This is a genomic window from Luteolibacter sp. LG18, assembly GCF_036322585.1.
Lineage (GTDB): Bacteria > Verrucomicrobiota > Verrucomicrobiia > Verrucomicrobiales > Akkermansiaceae > Luteolibacter.
Genome location: NZ_AP024600.1, coordinates 4492624 through 4510907 on the forward strand (window position 1 = coordinate 4492624; position 18284 = coordinate 4510907).

13 protein-coding genes are annotated in these 18284 nt (G+C 64.5%); 7 read left to right on the forward strand and 6 right to left on the reverse strand.

Going from position 1 to position 18284, the window contains the following annotated elements; all coding sequences use genetic code 11:
- Positions 1 to 16: 16 nt before the first annotated feature.
- From llg_RS17735 to llg_RS17760, 6 genes are all read left to right on the forward strand, one after another.
- Positions 17 to 3058, forward strand: coding sequence for a DEAD/DEAH box helicase (locus llg_RS17735; protein WP_338286147.1), 3042 nt, complete (start codon positions 17 to 19; stop codon positions 3056 to 3058).
- A 100-nt stretch (positions 3059 to 3158) separates the two neighbouring features.
- Positions 3159 to 4613 carry an IMP dehydrogenase gene (gene guaB, locus llg_RS17740; protein WP_338286148.1) on the forward strand — a complete coding sequence of 485 codons (1455 nt, stop codon included), beginning with the start codon at positions 3159 to 3161 and terminating at the stop codon, positions 4611 to 4613.
- 9 nt (positions 4614 to 4622) lie between these two features.
- Positions 4623 to 5249, forward strand: coding sequence for a hypothetical protein (locus llg_RS17745; RefSeq protein WP_338286149.1), 627 nt, complete (start codon positions 4623 to 4625; stop codon positions 5247 to 5249).
- 48 nt (positions 5250 to 5297) lie between these two features.
- On the forward strand, positions 5298 to 6812 hold the full coding sequence (gene guaA, locus llg_RS17750; protein ID WP_345789205.1) for a glutamine-hydrolyzing GMP synthase: 1515 nt from the start codon (positions 5298 to 5300) through the stop codon (positions 6810 to 6812).
- A gap of 176 nt (positions 6813 to 6988) precedes the next feature.
- On the forward strand, positions 6989 to 8080 hold the full coding sequence (locus llg_RS17755; protein WP_338286152.1) for a cobalamin-dependent protein: 1092 nt from the start codon (positions 6989 to 6991) through the stop codon (positions 8078 to 8080).
- Positions 8077 to 9825 (forward strand): methylmalonyl-CoA mutase family protein, encoded by a 1749-nt coding sequence (locus llg_RS17760; protein WP_338286154.1) that lies wholly within the window; start codon positions 8077 to 8079, stop codon positions 9823 to 9825. Before llg_RS17755 ends, llg_RS17760 begins: the two co-directional genes overlap by 4 nt.
- Positions 9826 to 10022: 197 nt before the next feature.
- Here the strand turns inward: llg_RS17760 and llg_RS17765 are convergent, their stop codons facing one another.
- From llg_RS17765 to llg_RS17780, 4 genes are all read right to left on the reverse strand, one after another.
- The gene (locus tag llg_RS17765; RefSeq protein WP_338286155.1) at positions 10023 to 10256 is read right to left on the reverse strand and encodes an addiction module protein; all 234 of its coding nucleotides are present in this window, start codon (positions 10254 to 10256) and stop codon (positions 10023 to 10025) included.
- Positions 10257 to 10320: 64 nt separating this feature from the next.
- Positions 10321 to 12795, reverse strand: a complete 2475-nt coding sequence (locus tag llg_RS17770) for a PEP/pyruvate-binding domain-containing protein (RefSeq protein ID WP_338286156.1) — start codon at positions 12793 to 12795, stop codon at positions 10321 to 10323.
- Complete coding sequence (locus llg_RS17775) at positions 12792 to 13553, reverse strand: phosphatase PAP2 family protein (RefSeq protein ID WP_338286158.1); 762 nt, start codon at positions 13551 to 13553, stop codon at positions 12792 to 12794. Before llg_RS17775 ends, llg_RS17770 begins: the two co-directional genes overlap by 4 nt.
- Before the next feature lie 97 nt (positions 13554 to 13650).
- Positions 13651 to 14739 carry a 1-acyl-sn-glycerol-3-phosphate acyltransferase gene (locus tag llg_RS17780; RefSeq protein ID WP_338286159.1) on the reverse strand — a complete coding sequence of 363 codons (1089 nt, stop codon included), beginning with the start codon at positions 14737 to 14739 and terminating at the stop codon, positions 13651 to 13653.
- A gap of 219 nt (positions 14740 to 14958) precedes the next feature.
- Between llg_RS17780 and llg_RS17785 the strand changes: the two genes are divergently transcribed.
- Positions 14959 to 15417 carry a hypothetical protein gene (locus llg_RS17785; protein WP_338286161.1) on the forward strand — a complete coding sequence of 153 codons (459 nt, stop codon included), beginning with the start codon at positions 14959 to 14961 and terminating at the stop codon, positions 15415 to 15417.
- A 99-nt stretch (positions 15418 to 15516) separates the two neighbouring features.
- Here llg_RS17785 and llg_RS17790 read toward each other — a convergent pair whose 3' ends face one another.
- Both llg_RS17790 and llg_RS17795 read right to left on the reverse strand, forming a co-directional pair.
- Positions 15517 to 16281: a succinate dehydrogenase/fumarate reductase iron-sulfur subunit gene (locus llg_RS17790; RefSeq protein ID WP_338286163.1), complete on the reverse strand. Its 765-nt coding sequence runs from the start codon at positions 16279 to 16281 to the stop codon at positions 15517 to 15519.
- Between the two features lie 14 nt (positions 16282 to 16295).
- The gene (locus tag llg_RS17795; RefSeq protein ID WP_338286164.1) at positions 16296 to 18266 is read right to left on the reverse strand and encodes a fumarate reductase/succinate dehydrogenase flavoprotein subunit; all 1971 of its coding nucleotides are present in this window, start codon (positions 18264 to 18266) and stop codon (positions 16296 to 16298) included.
- Positions 18267 to 18284 lie beyond the last annotated feature (18 nt).

Genomic DNA, 18284 nt, shown 5'->3' on the forward strand with positions numbered 1-18284 from the left:
AGACCTCGCTCGACGCATGAGCGAGTGGAATGAACCGGCCCTGAAGGCCGCGGCAAGCTGGAAGGCCTTCAAGGAGGGCAAGTCCATGCTTGATGCCGGATTGGTGGTGCAGGCGAAGTCATCGCCCGATGGTTGGACCGGCAGTGTCCGGCAAGGGGCGAAGGTCGTGCGTCTCGGCGTGAAGGTGCCGAAGCCCGGTGATTTCCAGGTGAAGTGCTCGTGCCCGGAGAACCAGGCGTCCGGAGTCGTGTGCGCCCACGCCGTGGCCACCGGTCTCGCGCTTTTGGGTGGGGTGAAGTCGGCGGCGTCCGCTGCTCCGGCTGCATTGGTTGCGACGAAAGCCGCTCCGCCTTCCGCGAGGGCGTCGAAGCCGCTCGTCCCGCTGGTGATCCGTTTCGCGCCGAATTGGCAGGAGACGCTGACCCGCGGGCGACTGACGGTGACTCTGGCTCCGGACAAAACCGCGGCGGTCGATCCGGCGGATGCCTTTGTCACCGCGTGGGCGACCCATCAGGGGATCGCGTCGATCGCATCGCCGGTGCCGCTTTCGCTGGATGTGGCCCGGCTCGCCACTTTCCTTGAGGCCGCTCTCGATCACCCTCGGGTCTTTGTTGGCAAGGAGCGCTTCAGCATCACCGCCGATGCTGTCCTGCCGCTCGCTGCGCCGGTGAGGGAAGGGGATCAGGTGCTATTGAAGTCCACCGCCATCCCGCTGGTGTTGAGCGGTCATGCTTGGTTGATGACGGAGCAATCGCTCGGCCGCATCGGCCCGCAAGCCCCACCCGCCGACCTGGCTCCCGCGTTCGCTGCCTGGGCGGAGGGGCGGCCCGCGAAGATCCCGCTCAAGCAATTGCTGCGCCGCGCCCCGGTGTGGGAGGATTGGCTCGCGCTGCCGGAGCAATCGTGGCTCGGCGACCTGCGGATGGTGCCAGCCGAGCCCGTGTTTCATCTCGCGTTGGAAGGCTCGCTCGCCAGCCTCACGGCGGCCTTTACGGTTCGCTATCCCGGTGTGTCGCCCTTGGTGCCGGGCGGCGACGATGACGCTCATTTCCCGCGTCCAGGGGCAGGGGGGCAGTGGGAGGTGCGCCACGCCCGCGCTGAACTGGAGGCGCTGGATCGCCTCCGCGGTCTCGGTTTCTCCGGTGGGGAAGGCGGGCGCTGGTTGCTGGTCGGGGAGGCTGCCATTCTCAGCTTCTTCGCCCATGGTCTGCCGGAGCTTGCCGATTGGACCATCGAGCAAACCCCGCGCCTGCGCTCGGCTTCGAGCGCGATCGAGGTGGTTCGCCCGCGATTCGAGGTGCTCGGCTCCGGTGAGGACTGGCTGGCCTTCGACTACGGTTTCGAAACCTCCGGCGGGGATCTGGTGTCGCGCTCCGAAGTCCTTCAATGGCTCCGCTCCGGCCGCACCACCCGTCAGGCTGGTGGTAAGAAGCAGATCCTGGATGCGGAGTCCGCCTTGATTCTGGAGCCGCTCCTGTCCGAGTTGGAAGTCCGCCAGGAACACGGCCATTTCGTCGGCCCGAGGGCCATCGGTGAGCTGGTATCGGAATTTCGTAAAAATAGGAGCAAGTCGAAAATATCAAGCGACTTTGATATTTCAGAAAGCCCGCTTGCCGCGACCCTCGATCCCGCCGTTCCGGCGATGCTGCGGCCTTACCAGCGGCAGGGTATTGCCTGGCTCGTCGACCGCGTCCAGCGCTTCGGCGGGGCCCTGCTGGCGGACGACATGGGCCTCGGCAAGACCCTCCAGACCATCGCCACCATCGAGCAATTGTTCGCCAGTGAAGCCGCCGGCACCGGGCCCGCGCTGGTGATCGCGCCGACCTCCTTGCTGGGCAATTGGCGGGCCGAGTTCCAGCGTTTCGCCCCGGGTCGCACCATCCGTATCCTGCATGGCGGCAACCGTGATGCCGAGCGCGACCGGGTCACGCCGGACGATGTGGTGGTCACCAGTTATGGTACGCTCGCACGCGACCTGGCTTGGCACCTCCGTGGGGAATACCGGGTCGTCGCCGTGGACGAGGCCAGCCTGATGCGGAATCCGGACACCGATCACGCCAAGGCCATCGCCAAGCTCCGCGCCCGCCACCGGATCGCCCTCAGCGGCACCCCGGTCGAAAACGGCGTGCGCGACCTGTGGTCGATCTTCCGGTTCATCCAGCCCGGCTGGCTCGGTGGTCGTGAGCAGTTCAAGGAGCACTACGAAGCTCCGTTGCAGACCGCACCCGTGCCGAAGGCTCCGATGGAGCGGCTGCGTCTGAAAACCGCGCCCTTCATCCTGCGCCGCACCAAGGAACAGGTGGCGTCCGATCTGCCCTCGAAGCTGATCATCGACGACTACTGCGAGCTCTCCGCCGACCAGCGCCAGATCTACCGCGACCTCGTTGGCGAGGGCGGCAAGCGGGTCGACGAAATCCGCCAGAAGGCCGGCACCGGGGCGGCGCGCCTTCAAATGCTCACCGCCTTGCTGCGCCTCCGCCAGACCTGCTGCGACCTCGCGCTGCTCAAAAACGAGCGCCTCGACAAGCTCCCGCTCGATCGCCGCTCCACCAAACTCGATCGCCTCATGGAGCGGGTGCATGAGGCGATTTCGGGCAATCATCGAATACTGGTGTTCAGTCAGTTCCAGACACAGTTACAAAAAATCCGCGAACAACTCCAAGGCGCTGGAATCGAGTCCTTTTTGCTCGATGGCCAGACCCGGAACCGCCAGGAACTGGTCGATCGCTTCCAGAAACCGGACGGCCCGCCGGTCTTCCTGATCAGCCTGAAGGCCGGGGGCTACGGCCTCAATCTCACCGCGGCCGACACCGTGATCCATTTCGATCCGTGGTGGAATCCCGCCGCCGAAGCCCAGGCCACCGACCGCGCCCATCGCATCGGCCAGACCCGCCCGGTGACCGTCTACCGGTTGCTCACGCGCGGCACCGTCGAGGAGAAGGTTGTTCGCCTCCAGGCCACCAAGCGCGAGCTTGCGCAAGCCGCCTTCGATGAGTCCGGTCTCGGCGACGCCGCCGGCTGGTCCGATGGCGATCTCGCCGATTTGCTTCGTGGGTGAGGGGCCTGGCGACAGACGAAATCGGCCGCGCCTTGGGCACATTTCCACCCTCCGCCAAAATCACGCTTGATATCGGGGGGGCTCCTCTATTGACTCCGCCATGGCGGAGATTTCTCTCGGACTTTCCTTTGATGATGTGCTTTTGGTTCCGGCGTTGAGCGAAGTGCTCCCCGGTGAGGCGGACCTTTCCACGCACGTGACGGCGGGCATCCCGCTGCACATTCCGGTCGTTTCGGCCGCGATGGACACGGTGTCCGAATCCGAACTGGCGATCGCCCTGGCCCGTGAGGGTGGCATCGGCGTGATCCACCGCGCCTGCCCGATCGACGAGCAGGCCACGATGGTGTCCCGCGTGAAGCGTTCCGAAAACGCCGTCATCCTGAAGCCCTACACCGTCCGCAAGGAGCAGAGCGTGGAGGAAGTCCGCGCGATCATGGCGGAACACGGTTTCTCCGGTTTCCCGGTGGTCGATTCCGAGGGTCGTCTGGAAGGCATGGTCACCGGCCGTGACGTGCGTTACTTGGACAGCGCGGACACCCGCGTGGCCGACGTGATGACGAAGCACGACAAGCTGATCACCGCGCCGCCGACCACCAGCCTCGAGGAGGCCCGCCGCATTCTCTACCAGAACCGCATCGAGAAGCTCCCGCTCATCGATGGCAGCGGCAAGCTCGTGGGCCTCATCACCGGCTCCGACATCGAGAAGCGCATCACCTTCACCAATGCCGCCAAGGATCCGGCCGGCCGCCTCCGCTGCGGTGCCGCCGTGGGCGTGGGCCCGGATTGCACGGACCGCGGCCAGGCGCTCATCGACGCGGGCGCGGACGCGCTCTTCATCGATGCGGCCACCGGCCACACCTCCCGCGTGATGGACGTAATCGGCAAACTCCGCTCGTTGTCCGATCGCCCTGTCGTGGCGGGCAACGTGGTGACCCTCCAGGGCGCGAAGGATCTCGTCGCCGCCGGTGCCAGCGCCATCAAGGTGGGCGTGGGTCCGGGTTCGATCTGCACCACCCGCGTGATCGCCGGGGTGGGCATGCCGCAGTTCACCGCCATCCGCAACGTGGCCGACTACTGCCGCGAGCACGGCGTGAAGGTCATCGCCGACGGCGGTATCCGCTACTCCGGTGACGTGGTGAAGGCGCTCGCCGCCGGTGCCGACCTGGTGATGCTCGGTTCGCTGCTCGCGGGCACCCGCGAGAGCCCCGGCCAGAGCGTTTACTACCAGGGCCGCCGGTTCAAAACCTACCGCGGCATGGGTTCGCTCGGCGCGATGAAGAAGGGCTCCGGCGACCGCTACGCGCAGAACAGCTCCGGCAAGCTCGTCGCCGAGGGCGTCGAGGGCCGTGTCCCCTACAAGGGCCCGCTATCCGACGTGGTGTTCCAGCTCATGGGCGGCCTGAAGTCCGGCATGGGCTACGTGGGTGCCTCCTCGCTGCAGGAGCTCCGCGACCGCGCCGAGTTCGTCCAGATCACCAGCGGCGGCCTCCGCGAAAGCCACGTCCATGACATCGTCATGACCGAGGAGCCGACCAACTACCAGCCGCTGAGCTGAGCCGGCCCCATGACCCCCGGCCTGATCTTGGTAAAAGCCCTGCGATTCATCATTTGCGTGACGGTCGCGGCGGCTTTTGCGGGGTTGTGCGCCCTTTCCTTCAAGGAGCGCTGGCTGGGGGCTCGCATTCTGGGTGTGGCTTATTTTGCTGTCGCCATCCTCTCCGCAACCGGAGCGGTCCGCACCTTTATTCCTGAGCGTCGACATCCTTCATTGGGAGAGCTGGAGGCACAGGGCAGGATCACGACGGAGGAGCATGAAGGTACCCGGGCCATCGCCATCGAGGAGTTCGAGGACGAAGGCTCTTGCTATTTGATTGAGCTTCGCGATGGCTCCACCCTCTGTCTCCGCGGCCAATATCTATACGATTACGAAGGCGGGGAGGATGCCGATGGTTCTCCGCAACCACGTCGGTTCCCGAACACTCGTTTCCAAGTGAAGGGGGACCGGGATACCGGCATGATTTGGGATCTCATCTGCTTGGGGGAGGCTTTCGAACCTGTTTTGACGATTCCCGCCGAATGGGATCCCGCGCTTGGCGAGGACATCCCCGATGGAGAGATCGTCACCGCCTACACCTTCGACCAACTCATCGAGTCCAAAGGCCGCTTGCCAAAATCCGCCACCGAGGTCTAATCCGCCCTTTCCCATTCCGCTTTCCACCGTCCTCCGCTCATGCAGGAAATCAACCACGTCGCCGTTCTCGATTTCGGCTCGCAATACACCCAGCTCATCGTCCGCCGCGTGCGGGAACTCGGCTATTTCGCCAAGCTCTACGCCATCGAGGACTTCCCGAACATCGGCAAGCCCGGCGCGATCATCCTTTCCGGCGGTCCCCGCAGCACCAGTGAGCCGGATGCTCCGGATCTCGATTTCGAGGCGCTGAAGGGCTTCGGCGTGCCGGTGCTCGGCGTGTGCTACGGCATGCAGCTTCTCAACATCAAGTTCGGGGGCACCGTGGCCTCCAGCAACCGCCGCGAATACGGTCCGGCCGCGCTGACCACCGTGGCGGGCGAGGAACTCTACGAGGGCGTGTCCCAGGATTCGCAGGTGTGGATGAGCCACTCGGACACGGTGAAGAACCTGCCGGAGTGCGCCAAGGTGATCGCCACCAACCAGCACGGCACCCCGGTGTCGCTGAAATGGGGCGACAGTTTCTACGGCATCCAGTTCCATCCGGAGGTGACCCACAGCCACCAGGGCATCCGCATCCTCCACAACTTCCTCCTCCAGTGCGGCGAGCTCGCTCCGTTCCACATCGAGGACTTCAAGCGCGAGCTGATCGAGAACATCCGCACCACCGTGGGCCAGAAGCAGGTCGTCTGCGGCGTTTCCGGCGGCGTGGACAGCACCGTGCTCGCCGTGCTGCTGAACGAGGCCGGCGTGAATGTCCGCGCGATCTTCGTGGACCAGGGCCTGATGCGGAAGGACGAGGGCGACGAGGTGCGCAACAACTTCCACCGCATGGGCGTGGCGATCGAGACCGTCGATGCCTCGGAGCGTTTCCTCACCGCGCTGGCCGGAGTCGATGACCCGGAGAAAAAGCGCAAGATCATCGGCGAGCTGTTCGTCGACGTGTTCTGGGACGCCGTCGGCAATGCCGAGATGCTCGCGCAGGGCACGCTCTATCCGGACGTGATCGAAAGCGCCTCGAACGCCAAGTCGAAGGCCTCCAAGATCAAGACCCACCACAACCGCGTGGACCGCATCCTGGAACTCCAGGAGCAGGGCAAGGTGCTGGAGCCGCTGGCGGAACTCTTCAAGGACGAGGTCCGCGCGCTGGGCACCTCGCTCGGCATCCCGCAGGACATCCTGATGCGCCACCCGTTCCCGGGCCCCGGCCTCGCGGTGCGCTGCCCGGGCATCATCACCGAGGACCGCCTGGAGATCATCCGCGAGTGCGACGCCATCTTCATCTCCCGCCTCAAGGAATACGGCTGGTATGACAAGGTGTGGCAGGCCTACGCCGGTCTGGTGCCGGTGAAGACCGTGGGCGTGAAGGGCGACGAGCGTTCCTACGAGTGGGCGATCACCCTGCGTGCCGTGGTGTCCGAGGACGCCATGACCGCCGATTGGGTGGAGCTCCCCAGCGCGCTGCTGCGTGAAACCAGCAACCGCATCCTCAACGAGGTGAAGGGCGTCAACCGCGTCCTCTACGACATCTCGACCAAGCCCCCGGCATCGATCGAGTGGGAATAAGGCAGCACAAGCATTCCTGCTTGTGAGTGTGTGAAGCGGACCGTGATGGGAGGATCAAATCTTCCCGGCGGTCCGTTTTTCGTTCTCTGCCGAGGCCCGGAGGACACTGAGCATTCCGCTATCGCACGCACGGAACGCCTCTGCTATGGTGAAGCATGGCCGGGTCTCCCGTTCGCGTGCTCACCGCCGTCCCGTTGTGCGACGGCCATGACAGCGCGATCACCGCGGTCAATCTGGAGCTGATCCGCCACGGCGTGGAGGTGGTTTATCTCGGCTTCCACCGCTCGGTGGCGGACATCGTCCGCGCGGCGGTGCAGGAGGATGTGGCAGCGGTGGGGATCTCCAGCTACAACGGCGGACACATCGAATTTTTTCGCGAGGTCGCCGCGGGATTGAAAGCGTCCGGACGTCCGGAGATCGGGTTGTTCGGCGGCGGGGGCGGCACGATCACGCCCGAGGACGCGGAGCGGATGCACGCCGAGGGCACCGACCGGATCTTCCTCGCCGGGGCTTCGTTCGATGACATGACAACCTACGTCCGCGAGCGCTACCAACGGACCCTGGCGCTGCCGGAGCGGATCGAGGTTCGGGAACCGGCGGGTCTTGCTCGGCTCATCAGTTGCCTGGAGTCCGGGGCGGACATCCCGCCTCCATCCCGGGGTCCGGCGAAAGTCGTCGGGATCACCGGTCCCGGCGGAGCGGGGAAGACCACGCTGATCGATGAACTGACCCGCCAGTATCTCGCCAGCCATCCCGGCCACCGGGTGGCGATCCTTTCGCACGATCCGAGCACGCTCCACCAGGGGGCGTTGCTGGGCGATCGCGCGACGATGGTTTACGCGCAGGACGACCGAGTGTTCCTGCGCAGCATGGCGACGCGCGGTCGTCAGGGCGGGCTCTCTCCCGCCACCGAGCCGGTCCTGGCGTGGCTGTCCTCGGCGGAGGCGGGCTTCGACCTGGTGCTGGTGGAAACCGTGGGCATCGGCCAGGAGGCGCTGCCGTTTCCGGATGTCATGGTCGACCGGCGGATTCTGGTGATGAACACCGACTACGGCGCGCGTCTCCAGCTCCAGAAGATCGCGATGCTGGAAGCCGCGGATGTGGTGGCGGCGAACAAGCAGGACCGCCCGGGCAGCGAGGCCGCGGCCATGGAGATCCGCCGTCATCTTGATGCTCTCGCCGCCGGTAAGCCGCTCATCCGCACGGTTGCCAGCAGGCACGAGGATGCCGGAGTCGCGGCGTTGTTGGACTACCTCGAACGCTCATGAGCACGCTCAAGGACATCACGGAAGCCGTCCGCCGGTTCAATGATTCGGTGGAGGAACGGGTGGCCGCGGTGAGGGTGGATCGTATCAAAGGCGACGAGGTGATGGCGCAATGGCAGGCAATCCGGAAGACCGTGGAGGTGGTTGAAACTCCCACCGGCTTGAAGCTGCCGCGCCTGGCCCTGCCGGAGCTGGACGAGGCGGGCGCGGTGGTCCGGTTCCTTCATGGCGAGGGGCTTCCGGGAGTATTCCCATATGTGTCGTCGGCATACCCGGAGCTGTATCTCGATCCATTGGCGGGTCCCCGCAGCGAGGAGCCGACCCGTTTGTTCGCCGGACTTGGACTGGCGGAGGACACCAACGAGCGCTTTCACCTGCTGACGAAGAACCAGCGCTCGCATCGCATGAGCACGGCCTTCGATGGCCCGACGCTCTACGGCATGGACAGCGATGAACCGGGCGTGTTCGGCAAGATCGGCGAAGGCGGGGTGGCGATCGACACGGTGGAGGACATGGAAAAGCTCTACGCCGGATTCGATCTCACCGCGGCCTCGACCTCGGTCTCGATGACCATCAACGGACCCGCGCCCACCATTCTCGCGATGTTCGTGGCGGCGGCGAAACGGCGCTTTGGAACGGACGCCCAGGCGAAGCTGCGCGGTACCGTGCAGGCGGATATTCTCAAGGAGGTGCAGGCTCAGAACGAGGTGCTGTTTCCGGTGGAGGACTCGCTGCGGTTCCTTTTGGACATGTGTGTCCATTGTGTCGAGCGGATGCCGCGCTGGTATCCGGTTTCCATCAGTGGCTACCATATCTCCCAGGCCGGGGCCACGCCGGTGCAGCAGGCGGCGTTCACCTTGTCGAATGGCTTCGCCTACGTGGAGATGCTGCGGGCGCGAGGTCTGGAGGTGGACACGTTCGCGCCGCGGCTGTCGTTCTTCCTCGATTGCTCGCTGGACGTCGAGTTCGTGGCGCTGGCCCGTGTTTGCCGGAAGCTGTGGGCGATCGGCATGCGGGATGTGTTCGGAGCGACGGAGCGCGGGCAATCGTTCAAGCTCCACACCCAGACCAGCGGTCGCTCGCTGGTGTCCGCCGAATTCAAAAACAACCTGACGCGCACCGCGCTGGAGCTGCTGCTGGCCTGCCTCAACGGCACAAACTCCTGCCACAGCAACAGCGCCGATGAACCCTTCACCACGCCCACCGAGGAATACGCGCGGCTGGCCTCGCACGCGCAATCGATCCTCCTGGAGGAAAGCGGTTTGTTCCGCCACACGATGAACCTGCTCGCGGGATCACCGGGAATGAAACAGGTGGAGCGTGCGGTGGAGCAGGCGATCCTCGCCGAGTTTGAAACCATCGACCGCCTCGGTGGCGTGCTGGAGGCGATGGAGCAGCGTTACCAGCGATCCTCGATCCAGGCGGCGGGTCATCGTTACGAGCGCCAGATACTCGAGGGTGCCCGGCCCGTGATCGGGGTGAACCGCTATTGGAACGACGATCCTCCGCCGGCACCGGTGCTGGTCCGCATCTCGGACGAACGGAAGCGGCAGCAGGTGGAGCGGCTGGGGGATTTCAAGCGCAGGAATGCCGCGGTCGCTCCCGCCGCATTGGAGCGTCTCACTCGGGTGGTCCGCGAGGGCGGCAACGTGTTCGCAGAATTGATCGAAACCGTGGAATGCTGCTCGCTCGGCCAGGTCACCGAGGCCCTGCAGGACACGGTGGGGCGTTTCAGGCCGCTGGTGTGAGGCTCAGCGTGGTGCGACAATCGATTTCCAGTGGCGGGGATCGGAATGGAGATGGGCTTCCGGGAAAATCAGAATGCCTGCCATGGCCTCCCGAATTTCGGCTGTGAGCTTGAGCCCGAGCCCTTCCGATTACCGTTCGTAGTAGTCGAATGCCTCGGAGACATCCGCTTCCGCGGCATCAAGAACCAACCACTTCATCACTTGTGGGATCGGGCCTCGATGCGCGAGAGGAATTCAAATCCCTCGGTGGTTTTCATTTCACCACTTTGATAGGCCGTCCATCTGGAATCCAATTCCCCGCTCACCTTTTCAGCCCAGAGACGGTCGCGCTCCGGTTCCAAACTGGCGTATAGCAGCTCCGCCAATTGGATCTTTTCCAAGGGCGGCAGTTTCAGCGCCTCTTCTTCCAGAACTTGGAGATCCATGGCCATCGCGGACGACCCTAGCATTCGAAGTCGGGGACGTAAAGACTCGGAAGCGCTCCAAACGTCAGCATTACCCCACCAAACTCACCCGCCCGCGCAATCCATCCACCCGCACCCGGGTGCCTGCGGGCAGTTTCGCCAGGCAACGGTGGACCGACATCACGGCGGGAATGCCCAGCTCGCGGGCGGTGACGGCACCGTGTGACAAGGGGCCGCCGCTTTCCGTGATCACCGCCGCGGCGACGTGGAAGAGCGGCGTCCAGGCCGGGTTGGTGGTGCGGCTGACGAGGATGGCTCCCTCCGGAAACCCGGCAAAATCCTCGGGGCCGCGCACGTGGTGGATGATGCCCTCCGCCGTGCCGGGACTGCCGGGCAGACCTTGCAGGACCTCGGCAGCCGTTTCGATGGCGGAGACCTCCTCGCCGAGATTCCAGGTGGGCTCACGGCGGCATGCCGCTTCATACGAGAGCTTCCGGCTCCGGAGGATGCCAGGGATTCGCTCGTCGCCATCCGTCACGAGCGCGGTGATTTCGCCGACCTGCGCGAAGAACAGATCCATCGGATCATCGATCAGGCCGCACTGATGGAAACGTTCACCGAGGTGGGCGATCGCGCGCCGCAGCGGCAGGTTCAAGCGCGTGGTTTGGTAATGCTCCAGATCATCGATCTGGGTGTAGAGCCGGGCGAGACGGAGGATTTCCGAATAGAAGAACGACCACCGATCCGGCACGAGGGCGAGCAACCGCTGTTCGGCCTGGTGGGCCGCGATCTTGGCGGCACGCTCGGCCTCGTGACCATCGACCTCGCCGCGCAACATGCCGCGCAGGTTGTCGATCACCACCCACGGGGCATCTCCCCATGGCGGTTGATACATGTCGAAGTCGGTTTCGCGATGGCCGTGATCCACGATGAAACGTTCAAAGCGGCGGTTGAAATCCGGGTGAATGTGGATGTCGTTCCGGAGAAACTCCTTCGACTCACTTCCGCGGATCGCTTCGGCCAATGTCGGCTCTTTCCGGATGAGCACCGCGAGTTCGGACAACTCGCGGTTGATTTGCGAGGTCTTGGTGTTTCCCCACGCCAGCAGCGATTGGAACATCGCAGGCACCTCGGGCTCCGGCACCACCAAAGAAACGAGCCGATGCAGAAGACGGCAGAGCATGCCGTGGGTGATCGAGATGGCGATGTTCGGGCGGAAATACTCCGAGCCATGCCGGACCAGGGATTGGATGTGCTCCCAGAGCTCCCGGTCATCGAACGACGCGATGTCGGTGGCCGTGGCCTGGCCGATGCCGATCAGATACGAATCGAGATCGCGCATCCAATCGACCGGCAATTGCTGCACCCAGCGGAACTCCTCGCGCAGCCGGGGCACCAGCGATTCGAGATCGTCGAGCCCGCCGAGATCGAAGGGCATGCGGCGGCAATACATCTCGACCAGGTTCTGGTTGCCGTAGATGTAGTGATCGAAGTCGGCGAACCATTTGCCGGTGCAGGGTGGCAGCCCCATGAGTTTCAACGACCACTCCAGCGACTGGTGGAAACCCACGCTCACGAATTCCCAAGTGAGGGGAGTCATCGGGTTCGGGAATCGTTCCGCGGATTCATCCCGGGTCCAGCGTGGCGGCAGGGTCGTGATCGCGCGCGCCTGTAGCAGCCACAGTTTGCCATTGGCGAATCCCCATTCGATGTCCTGCGGGAAACGGGCCTTGCGCTCGACATTCATCACCAATCGGGCGATTTGCTCCAATGCGCCTTGGTCCAGACAGGGCAAGCTGGCGGCATCATTCTCAAGGGCTTCGTTGCGGACGCCTTGCGCGGTCGCAACCGTCTTGTGCTGTTTCAGCGCGATCACGCATTCGGTGGCCTTCAATGTTTCGCGGTCGAGCACCCAATGGTCCACGGGCGTTTCTCCTCCAACGACGGATTCGCCCAGGCCGTGGTTGGCATCGATGAGGATCCGCTTGGGATCACCCGTGACCGGATCGAGGCTGAAAGCCACCCCCGCGGTATCGCAGGGGATCAGGCGCTGGATCACCACCGCCATCGTGGCCCGGCGATGATCGAACCCGCGTTGGCTCCTGTAGCTGGTGGCGCGTTCGTTCCACAGGGAGAGGAAACATTGACGGACCTTTTCGACAATCGCGTCGATCCCGCGGACATTGAGGTAGGTCTCGTGCTGTCCGGCGAAGGCGGCCTCGGCGAGGTCCTCCAGGGTGGAGGACGAACGGACGGCCACGGCGTCGTAGCCGAAGATCGCCAGCGCCTCGCGCAGCAGGGCGGCCAGTCCGTCCGGCAGGGGCTGGCGGGACAGCTCCCCGACGAGCTGTTCGCGTCCGCCCGGGAGATCGAGGTTTCCGATGAGCCCGCCGAGGTCGGGCACGGATCGCACGAACGCCTCGTAGGCGGCCGCGGTGACCAGCAGGGCGTTTGGAACGGGGAAGCCTTGTTGGTGAAGGGAGGCGAGGCGTGAGCCTTTGCCGCCGGTGAGGGCGGACTGGGAGGCGAGGTCATCGCCGAGAGTGAGAATCCAGGGTGGGTTCATGGTGGAGAATGGGTTGGTATGCGAAGTGGCCGTACGAGCCACCACCAGACGACAACACTGAGAACCGCTCCGGCCGCGACGTCGGCGGCGTAGTGGTATTGCAGGCCGATGGTGGCGGCCACGATCAGGCAGGCGGGGACCAGCAGCACCGCGAACAGGCGGCGCGAAAGGGTCAACGCGCTGAGCAGCACGAAAAGGGTGGCGGCAGTGTGGAGGCTGGGGAAGACGTCGACGCCATTGCAGCCGGTTCGCACGATGGAATCGTTCAGGCGGGAAATGAATCCGTGCGGATGCAGCGCATGCATCTCCCCGGCGAGGGCGTCATAGCGGAACGGGCCGGCCGCCGGGCAGAGCGCGTAGCCCGCGAACCCGATCGCGTAGATCAGGAAGAAGCCGCTGAAGAACGCGATGCGGGCGCGGCCGCCGCGTCGGGCGGCGACGATGAAGCCGGTGATGAAGAGCGGGAAGAACAGCAGGTAGGCACCCGATAGCAGTTCGTAAACGCCGCCGTTGATCCAAGGTGCGACCTTGAACGAAAGGCAGTCGCCGAACAGCGCTCGATCCATGGAAAGCAACCATGCATCGCCCCGCCAGGTGGTGAGGCGCGGGATCGCGCTGCCCAGCCAGTTGTAAGTGAGATTGAATCCGAGGAAGGGGAACCACAGGCGCGCATGGAACCATCCGCCGGTCTTTCCCTTCGCCATCGTCCAGAGCAATCCGGCGATGAGGCAGACGCCGGTCAGGTCGATCGGGGCCACGACGCCCTTGATGCCAAGCGTCGCCAATATCCCGCACCAGAGCAGGAGGAAGGGGAGCTCGTGGGGAAGTGTTCCGCGTGGTTGGGTTGGAGAGTTCTCAGACATCGTGAAGGGGCAGGCGTGAGAGCTGGAGTATCGCCTGCCGGGCGGTAGCGGGAGCGAGAAGATAACGGAGATTCCGCCACGCGGTCCGCACCGGATTCCATAGTGCCAGCAGCAGAACCGTGGCGGCCGTCACGGTGAAGATGCCGGGTAGCCCCGTGAACACCCCGGCGGCAATCAAAAGGAGCGGGCAGCAAACGAGTGCGACCATCGTGCCGCCGAGAATCTTCCACAGCGCGACGACATTCGGGCCGTCTGCCATGCAGCGCGAGGCGAGGGCGGCGGTCATCAGCACCGGCAGGTGCAGGATCATGCCGGGCAGGAGCAATGGAGTCAGGCACAGCGGCAGCAGGTCCGGTCGCGCCGGAGTGGCCCGCAGCGCCAGGTTGCGGATCTTCTGGGGAATCGCGGACCATTCCGTGCGGCACTGGAACCAAACGGCGCGCTCCGCCCGCTTCAGGCCGTGATAGACGGAAGGCTCCTGACGCGCGCGCAACCATGCGAGTTCATGATGACCCGCATCGGCGAAATTCGCGCCCACCTCCAGCAGGCCGTTTTCGATCGCGCGGCGGCACGTTCCGAGAGTGGGAGTGGAAATGTGCAGCGGCTCTCCGATCACCACCTCCACCGAGGAGCGGAAACTCCCCGGATCGTGGTAGTGCAGCCCCACCGGGACGATGACGGGACAGATCCCCGATCGCTCCCAACACTCCAGCGCGATCCGAGCCGCGCCGGAATGGTAGGGGAGATGCCGCGGGCCGAGCGTGCTGGTGCCTTCCGGAAAGATGCAGAGCTGGCCGGCTGCCAGCAGGTGGTCCACACAGTCGCGGAGAGCCCCGCTGTTGTCGCCACCCCCATCCTTCTGGCGCGCCACCCCGATACCTCCAAAGAAGAACCGCTGGAAGCGCGTTCGGGTGAGCCGGGCGGACAGCATGAACTCCAGCCGCGGCATCAGCGCGTGGAGCAGGAAGCCATCGACCGCGCCATTGCGGTGGGTGGCCACGATCAGCACCGGCGCATCGGCGGGTAGTTCGCCATTCATGCGAACCTTGGAGAACCACGTCGCCGTGATCAGCGTGTGCAAGGCTTTCCTCCAGAGATCAGGGAGATGGGATGAAGCATGTGGTTGGTCCACGCCTTTTCATAGCGCGGGATGAACCGTTTTCAAAATTGATAGAAATCGCCAAATCATCGTCAAAAACGATGATATTCACGTGGAGACCGTAAACGAAAAAGCCAGGACCGGCGGACCGCGGAACGGGTTTGACGCGCGTTCATCCGGGAGGCAATGCTGCCATTTGTCATGAAAGCAAGGAAGGGGAGACTGCTGGCAGTTGGGATTACAGCAGGGCTTGTCGTGACCGGGCTCCTTTCCTTCCGGCTCTGGCTAGAGTGTTTTTGCCACGGCGAGATTTCGGAGTCCTTGTGGAAAAGTGGAGTGTCGCTCGCTGGCATGGAAGATTTGGAAGGATACCGGAAGAACCGAGTCTCCATCGAAATCTACTCCACCGATTTCCAGACGATGGTGTCGTTCACCTACGATATGAGCCGCCTGGAGGCCCGGCAATTCATCCCGGAATTGATCGCTGCCTTGACCAGTGCGGGACTCCGCAGGGCCGATGGCGATGGACTCTACCGGGAATCGTATAACGGCGGAGAGCCTCGGGATTTTGTCACTTGGCGGCTGGAAGATCGGGACAGGAGGGTTTTGATTCATGTGGACAAGCCGGTGGATCTATCGCTGCCCGCATTGAATGAATAGGCGAAGGCGGCTCGTGTGGCAGCATTCCATGGCCACCACGGTCAAAGAAAAAGCCAGGACCGGCGGACCGGTCCTGGCTTTTGAGAACAAACGCAGTGATCAAACCAACGCTTCGGCGGCCGAGGCCTTCGCGAAGTCGCGGTTCATACGGGCGATGTGGTCGGCACTGATCTCCTTCGGGCAGACGGCCTCGCACTCATACTGGTTGGTGCAGTTGCCGAAGCCTTCGGAGTCCATCTGGCGGACCATCGCGAGCACGCGCTTGTCGCGCTCCGGTTGGCCCTGCGGCAGGTGGCCGAGGTGGCTGACCTTCGCGGACACGAAGAGCATCGCCGAGGCGTTCTTGCAGGAGGCGACGCAGGCACCGCAGCCGATGCAGGCGGCGGCGTCGAAGGCCGTGTCGGCATCCGCCTTCGAGATCGGCAGCGCGTTCGCGTCCACGGCGGAGCCGGTGCGGACGTCGATGTAGCCACCGGCCGCGATGATGCGGTCGAAGGACGAGCGATCGGTGATCAGGTCGCGGATGACCGGGAAGGCCTTGGCGCGGAAGGGCTCGATCCAGATGGTGTCGCCATCGGAGAACTTGCGCATGTGGAGCTGGCAGGTCGTCACGCCGCGGTCCTTGCCGTGCGGGATGCCATTGATGGTCAGCGAGCACATGCCGCAGATACCCTCGCGGCAATCGTGGTCGAAATGGATCGGCTCGTCACCGGAGTTCACGAGCTCCTCGTTGACGATGTCGAGCATCTCGAGGAAGGAGGCTTCCTCGGGAATGTCCTTCGCCGCGTAGGTTTCGATCTTGCCAGCGGAATCGGCGTTCTTTTGACGCCAGACCTTGAGAGTGAGATTGAGCTTCTTGGACATGGTCGGCGGAAGGTTTATTGATAGCTGCGGACGGAAGGCTTGAGGGTCTCGAACACGAGCGGCTCCTTGTGGAGCGAGGGGCGGTTGCCGGCGCCGGTGAATTCCCAGGCGGCCACGTAGGCGAAGTTCTCGTCGTCGCGCTTGGCCTCGCCGGGCTGGGTCTTGCCGGACTGCACTTCGGGGTCGGCTTGTGTGTACTGGTGCTCGCCGCGGAAGTGGCCGCCGCAGGATTCCTCGCGGTTCAGGGCGTCGTAGCACATCAGCTCGCCGAACTCGAGGAAGTCGGCCACGCGGCCGGCCTTTTCGAGTTCCATGTTCGCGCCTTCGCCGGAGCCGGGGATGCGGACGTTGTTCCAGAACTCCTCGCGGATCGCGGGGATCTCCTTGAGCGCTTCCTGCAGGCCGGCGGCGGTGCGTTCCATGCCGCACTTGTCCCACATCACCTTGCCGAGGTCGCGGTGGAAGGAATCCACCGTGCGCTTGCCGTTGATGTTCACCAGGCGGTTGGTCTTCTCGTTGATGTCGGCCTCTGCCTTCTTGAATTCCGGGTGGTCGGTGGTGACGGAGCCGGGCTTCTGGGTGGCCAGGTAGTTCGCCACGGTGGTCGGGGCCACGAAGTAGCCGTCGGCCAGACCCTGCATCAGCGCGGAGGCTCCGAGGCGGTTCGCGCCGTGGTCGGAGAAGTTCGCCTCGCCCAGCACGTGCAGGCCGGGGATGTTCGACATCAGGTTGTAGTCCACCCACAGGCCGCCCATGGTGTAGTGCACGGCGGGGTAGATCATCATCGGACGGCTGTAGGGGTCCTCGCCGGCGATCTTCTCATACATCTGGAAGAGGTTGCCGTAGCGGGCGCGGATCGTGTCCTCGCCGAGGCGCTGGATGGCGTCGCGGAAATCGAGATACACGCCGAGGCCGGTGGACGCCACGCCGCGGCCGTCGTCGCAGGCTTCCTTGGCGGCGCGGGAGGAAATGTCGCGCGGCGACAGGTTGCCGAAGGACGGATACTTGCGCTCCAGATAGTAGTCGCGCTGGTCATCGGGGACCTCGGCGGGATTGAGCTGCTTGCGGCGGATCTTCTCGGCGATGTCCTGCGACTTCGGCACCCAGATGCGGCCGTCGTTGCGGAGCGACTCGGACATCAGGGTGAGCTTCGACTGGTAGTCGCCGCTGACCGGGATGCAGGTCGGGTGGATCTGGGTGTAGCACGGGTTCGCGAAGAGCGCGCCCTTCTTGGCCGCGCGCCACGCGCCGGTCACGTTGCAACCCATCGCGTTGGTGGAAAGGAAGAACACGTTGCCGTAGCCGCCGGTGGCGAGCAGGACGGCGTCGCCCGCGTAGGACGAGATCTTGCCGGTCTTCAGGTCGCGGACCACGATGCCCTTGGCCTGGCCGTCCACCAGCACCAGATCGAGCATCTCGGTGCGCGGGAACATCTTCACGCCGCCCTTGTGGATCTCCTTTTCAAGCGCCTGGTAGCAGCCGATGAGGAGCTGCTGCCCGGTCTGACCGCGGGCGTAGAAGGTGCGGGACACCTGGGCGCCGCCGAAGGAGCGGTTGTCGAGCAGGCCACCGTATTCGCGGGCGAAGGGCACGCCCTGGGCCACGCACTGGTCGATGATGTTGGAGGAAACCTCGGCCAGACGGTAGACGTTCGCCTCGCGGGAGCGGAAGTCACCGCCCTTGAGGGTGTCGTAGAACAGGCGGAAGGTGGAGTCGCCGTCGTTGCGGTAGTTCTTCGCGGCATTGATGCCACCCTGGGCGGCGATCGAGTGGGCGCGGCGCGGGCTGTCCTGGTAGCAGAAGCACTTCACCTGGTAGCCCAGCTCGGCGAGCGTGGCGGCAGCGGCACCACCGGCCAGGCCGGAGCCCACCACGAGGATGGTGTATTTCCGCTTGTTGGCCGGGTTGATCAGCTTCGAGTCGATCTTGTGCTTGGACCACTTCTGGTCGAGCGGGCCGGACGGGATCTTGGCGTCGAGAATCATGGCGGTGGAAAGTTGGAA

Coding starts and splice junctions, on each gene's coding strand:
- llg_RS17765 (WP_338286155.1), bottom strand. CDS start 10,256: ATGGCCATGGATCTCCAAGTTCTGGAAGAAGAGGCGCTGAAACTGCCG.
- llg_RS17760 (WP_338286154.1), top strand. CDS start 8,077: ATGAGCACGCTCAAGGACATCACGGAAGCCGTCCGCCGGTTCAATGAT.
- llg_RS17745 (WP_338286149.1), top strand. CDS start 4,623: ATGACCCCCGGCCTGATCTTGGTAAAAGCCCTGCGATTCATCATTTGC.
- llg_RS17790 (WP_338286163.1), bottom strand. CDS start 16,281: ATGTCCAAGAAGCTCAATCTCACTCTCAAGGTCTGGCGTCAAAAGAAC.
- guaB (WP_338286148.1), top strand. CDS start 3,159: ATGGCGGAGATTTCTCTCGGACTTTCCTTTGATGATGTGCTTTTGGTT.
- llg_RS17770 (WP_338286156.1), bottom strand. CDS start 12,795: ATGAACCCACCCTGGATTCTCACTCTCGGCGATGACCTCGCCTCCCAG.
- llg_RS17785 (WP_338286161.1), top strand. CDS start 14,959: ATGAAAGCAAGGAAGGGGAGACTGCTGGCAGTTGGGATTACAGCAGGG.
- llg_RS17795 (WP_338286164.1), bottom strand. CDS start 18,266: ATGATTCTCGACGCCAAGATCCCGTCCGGCCCGCTCGACCAGAAGTGG.
- llg_RS17735 (WP_338286147.1), top strand. CDS start 17: ATGAGCGAGTGGAATGAACCGGCCCTGAAGGCCGCGGCAAGCTGGAAG.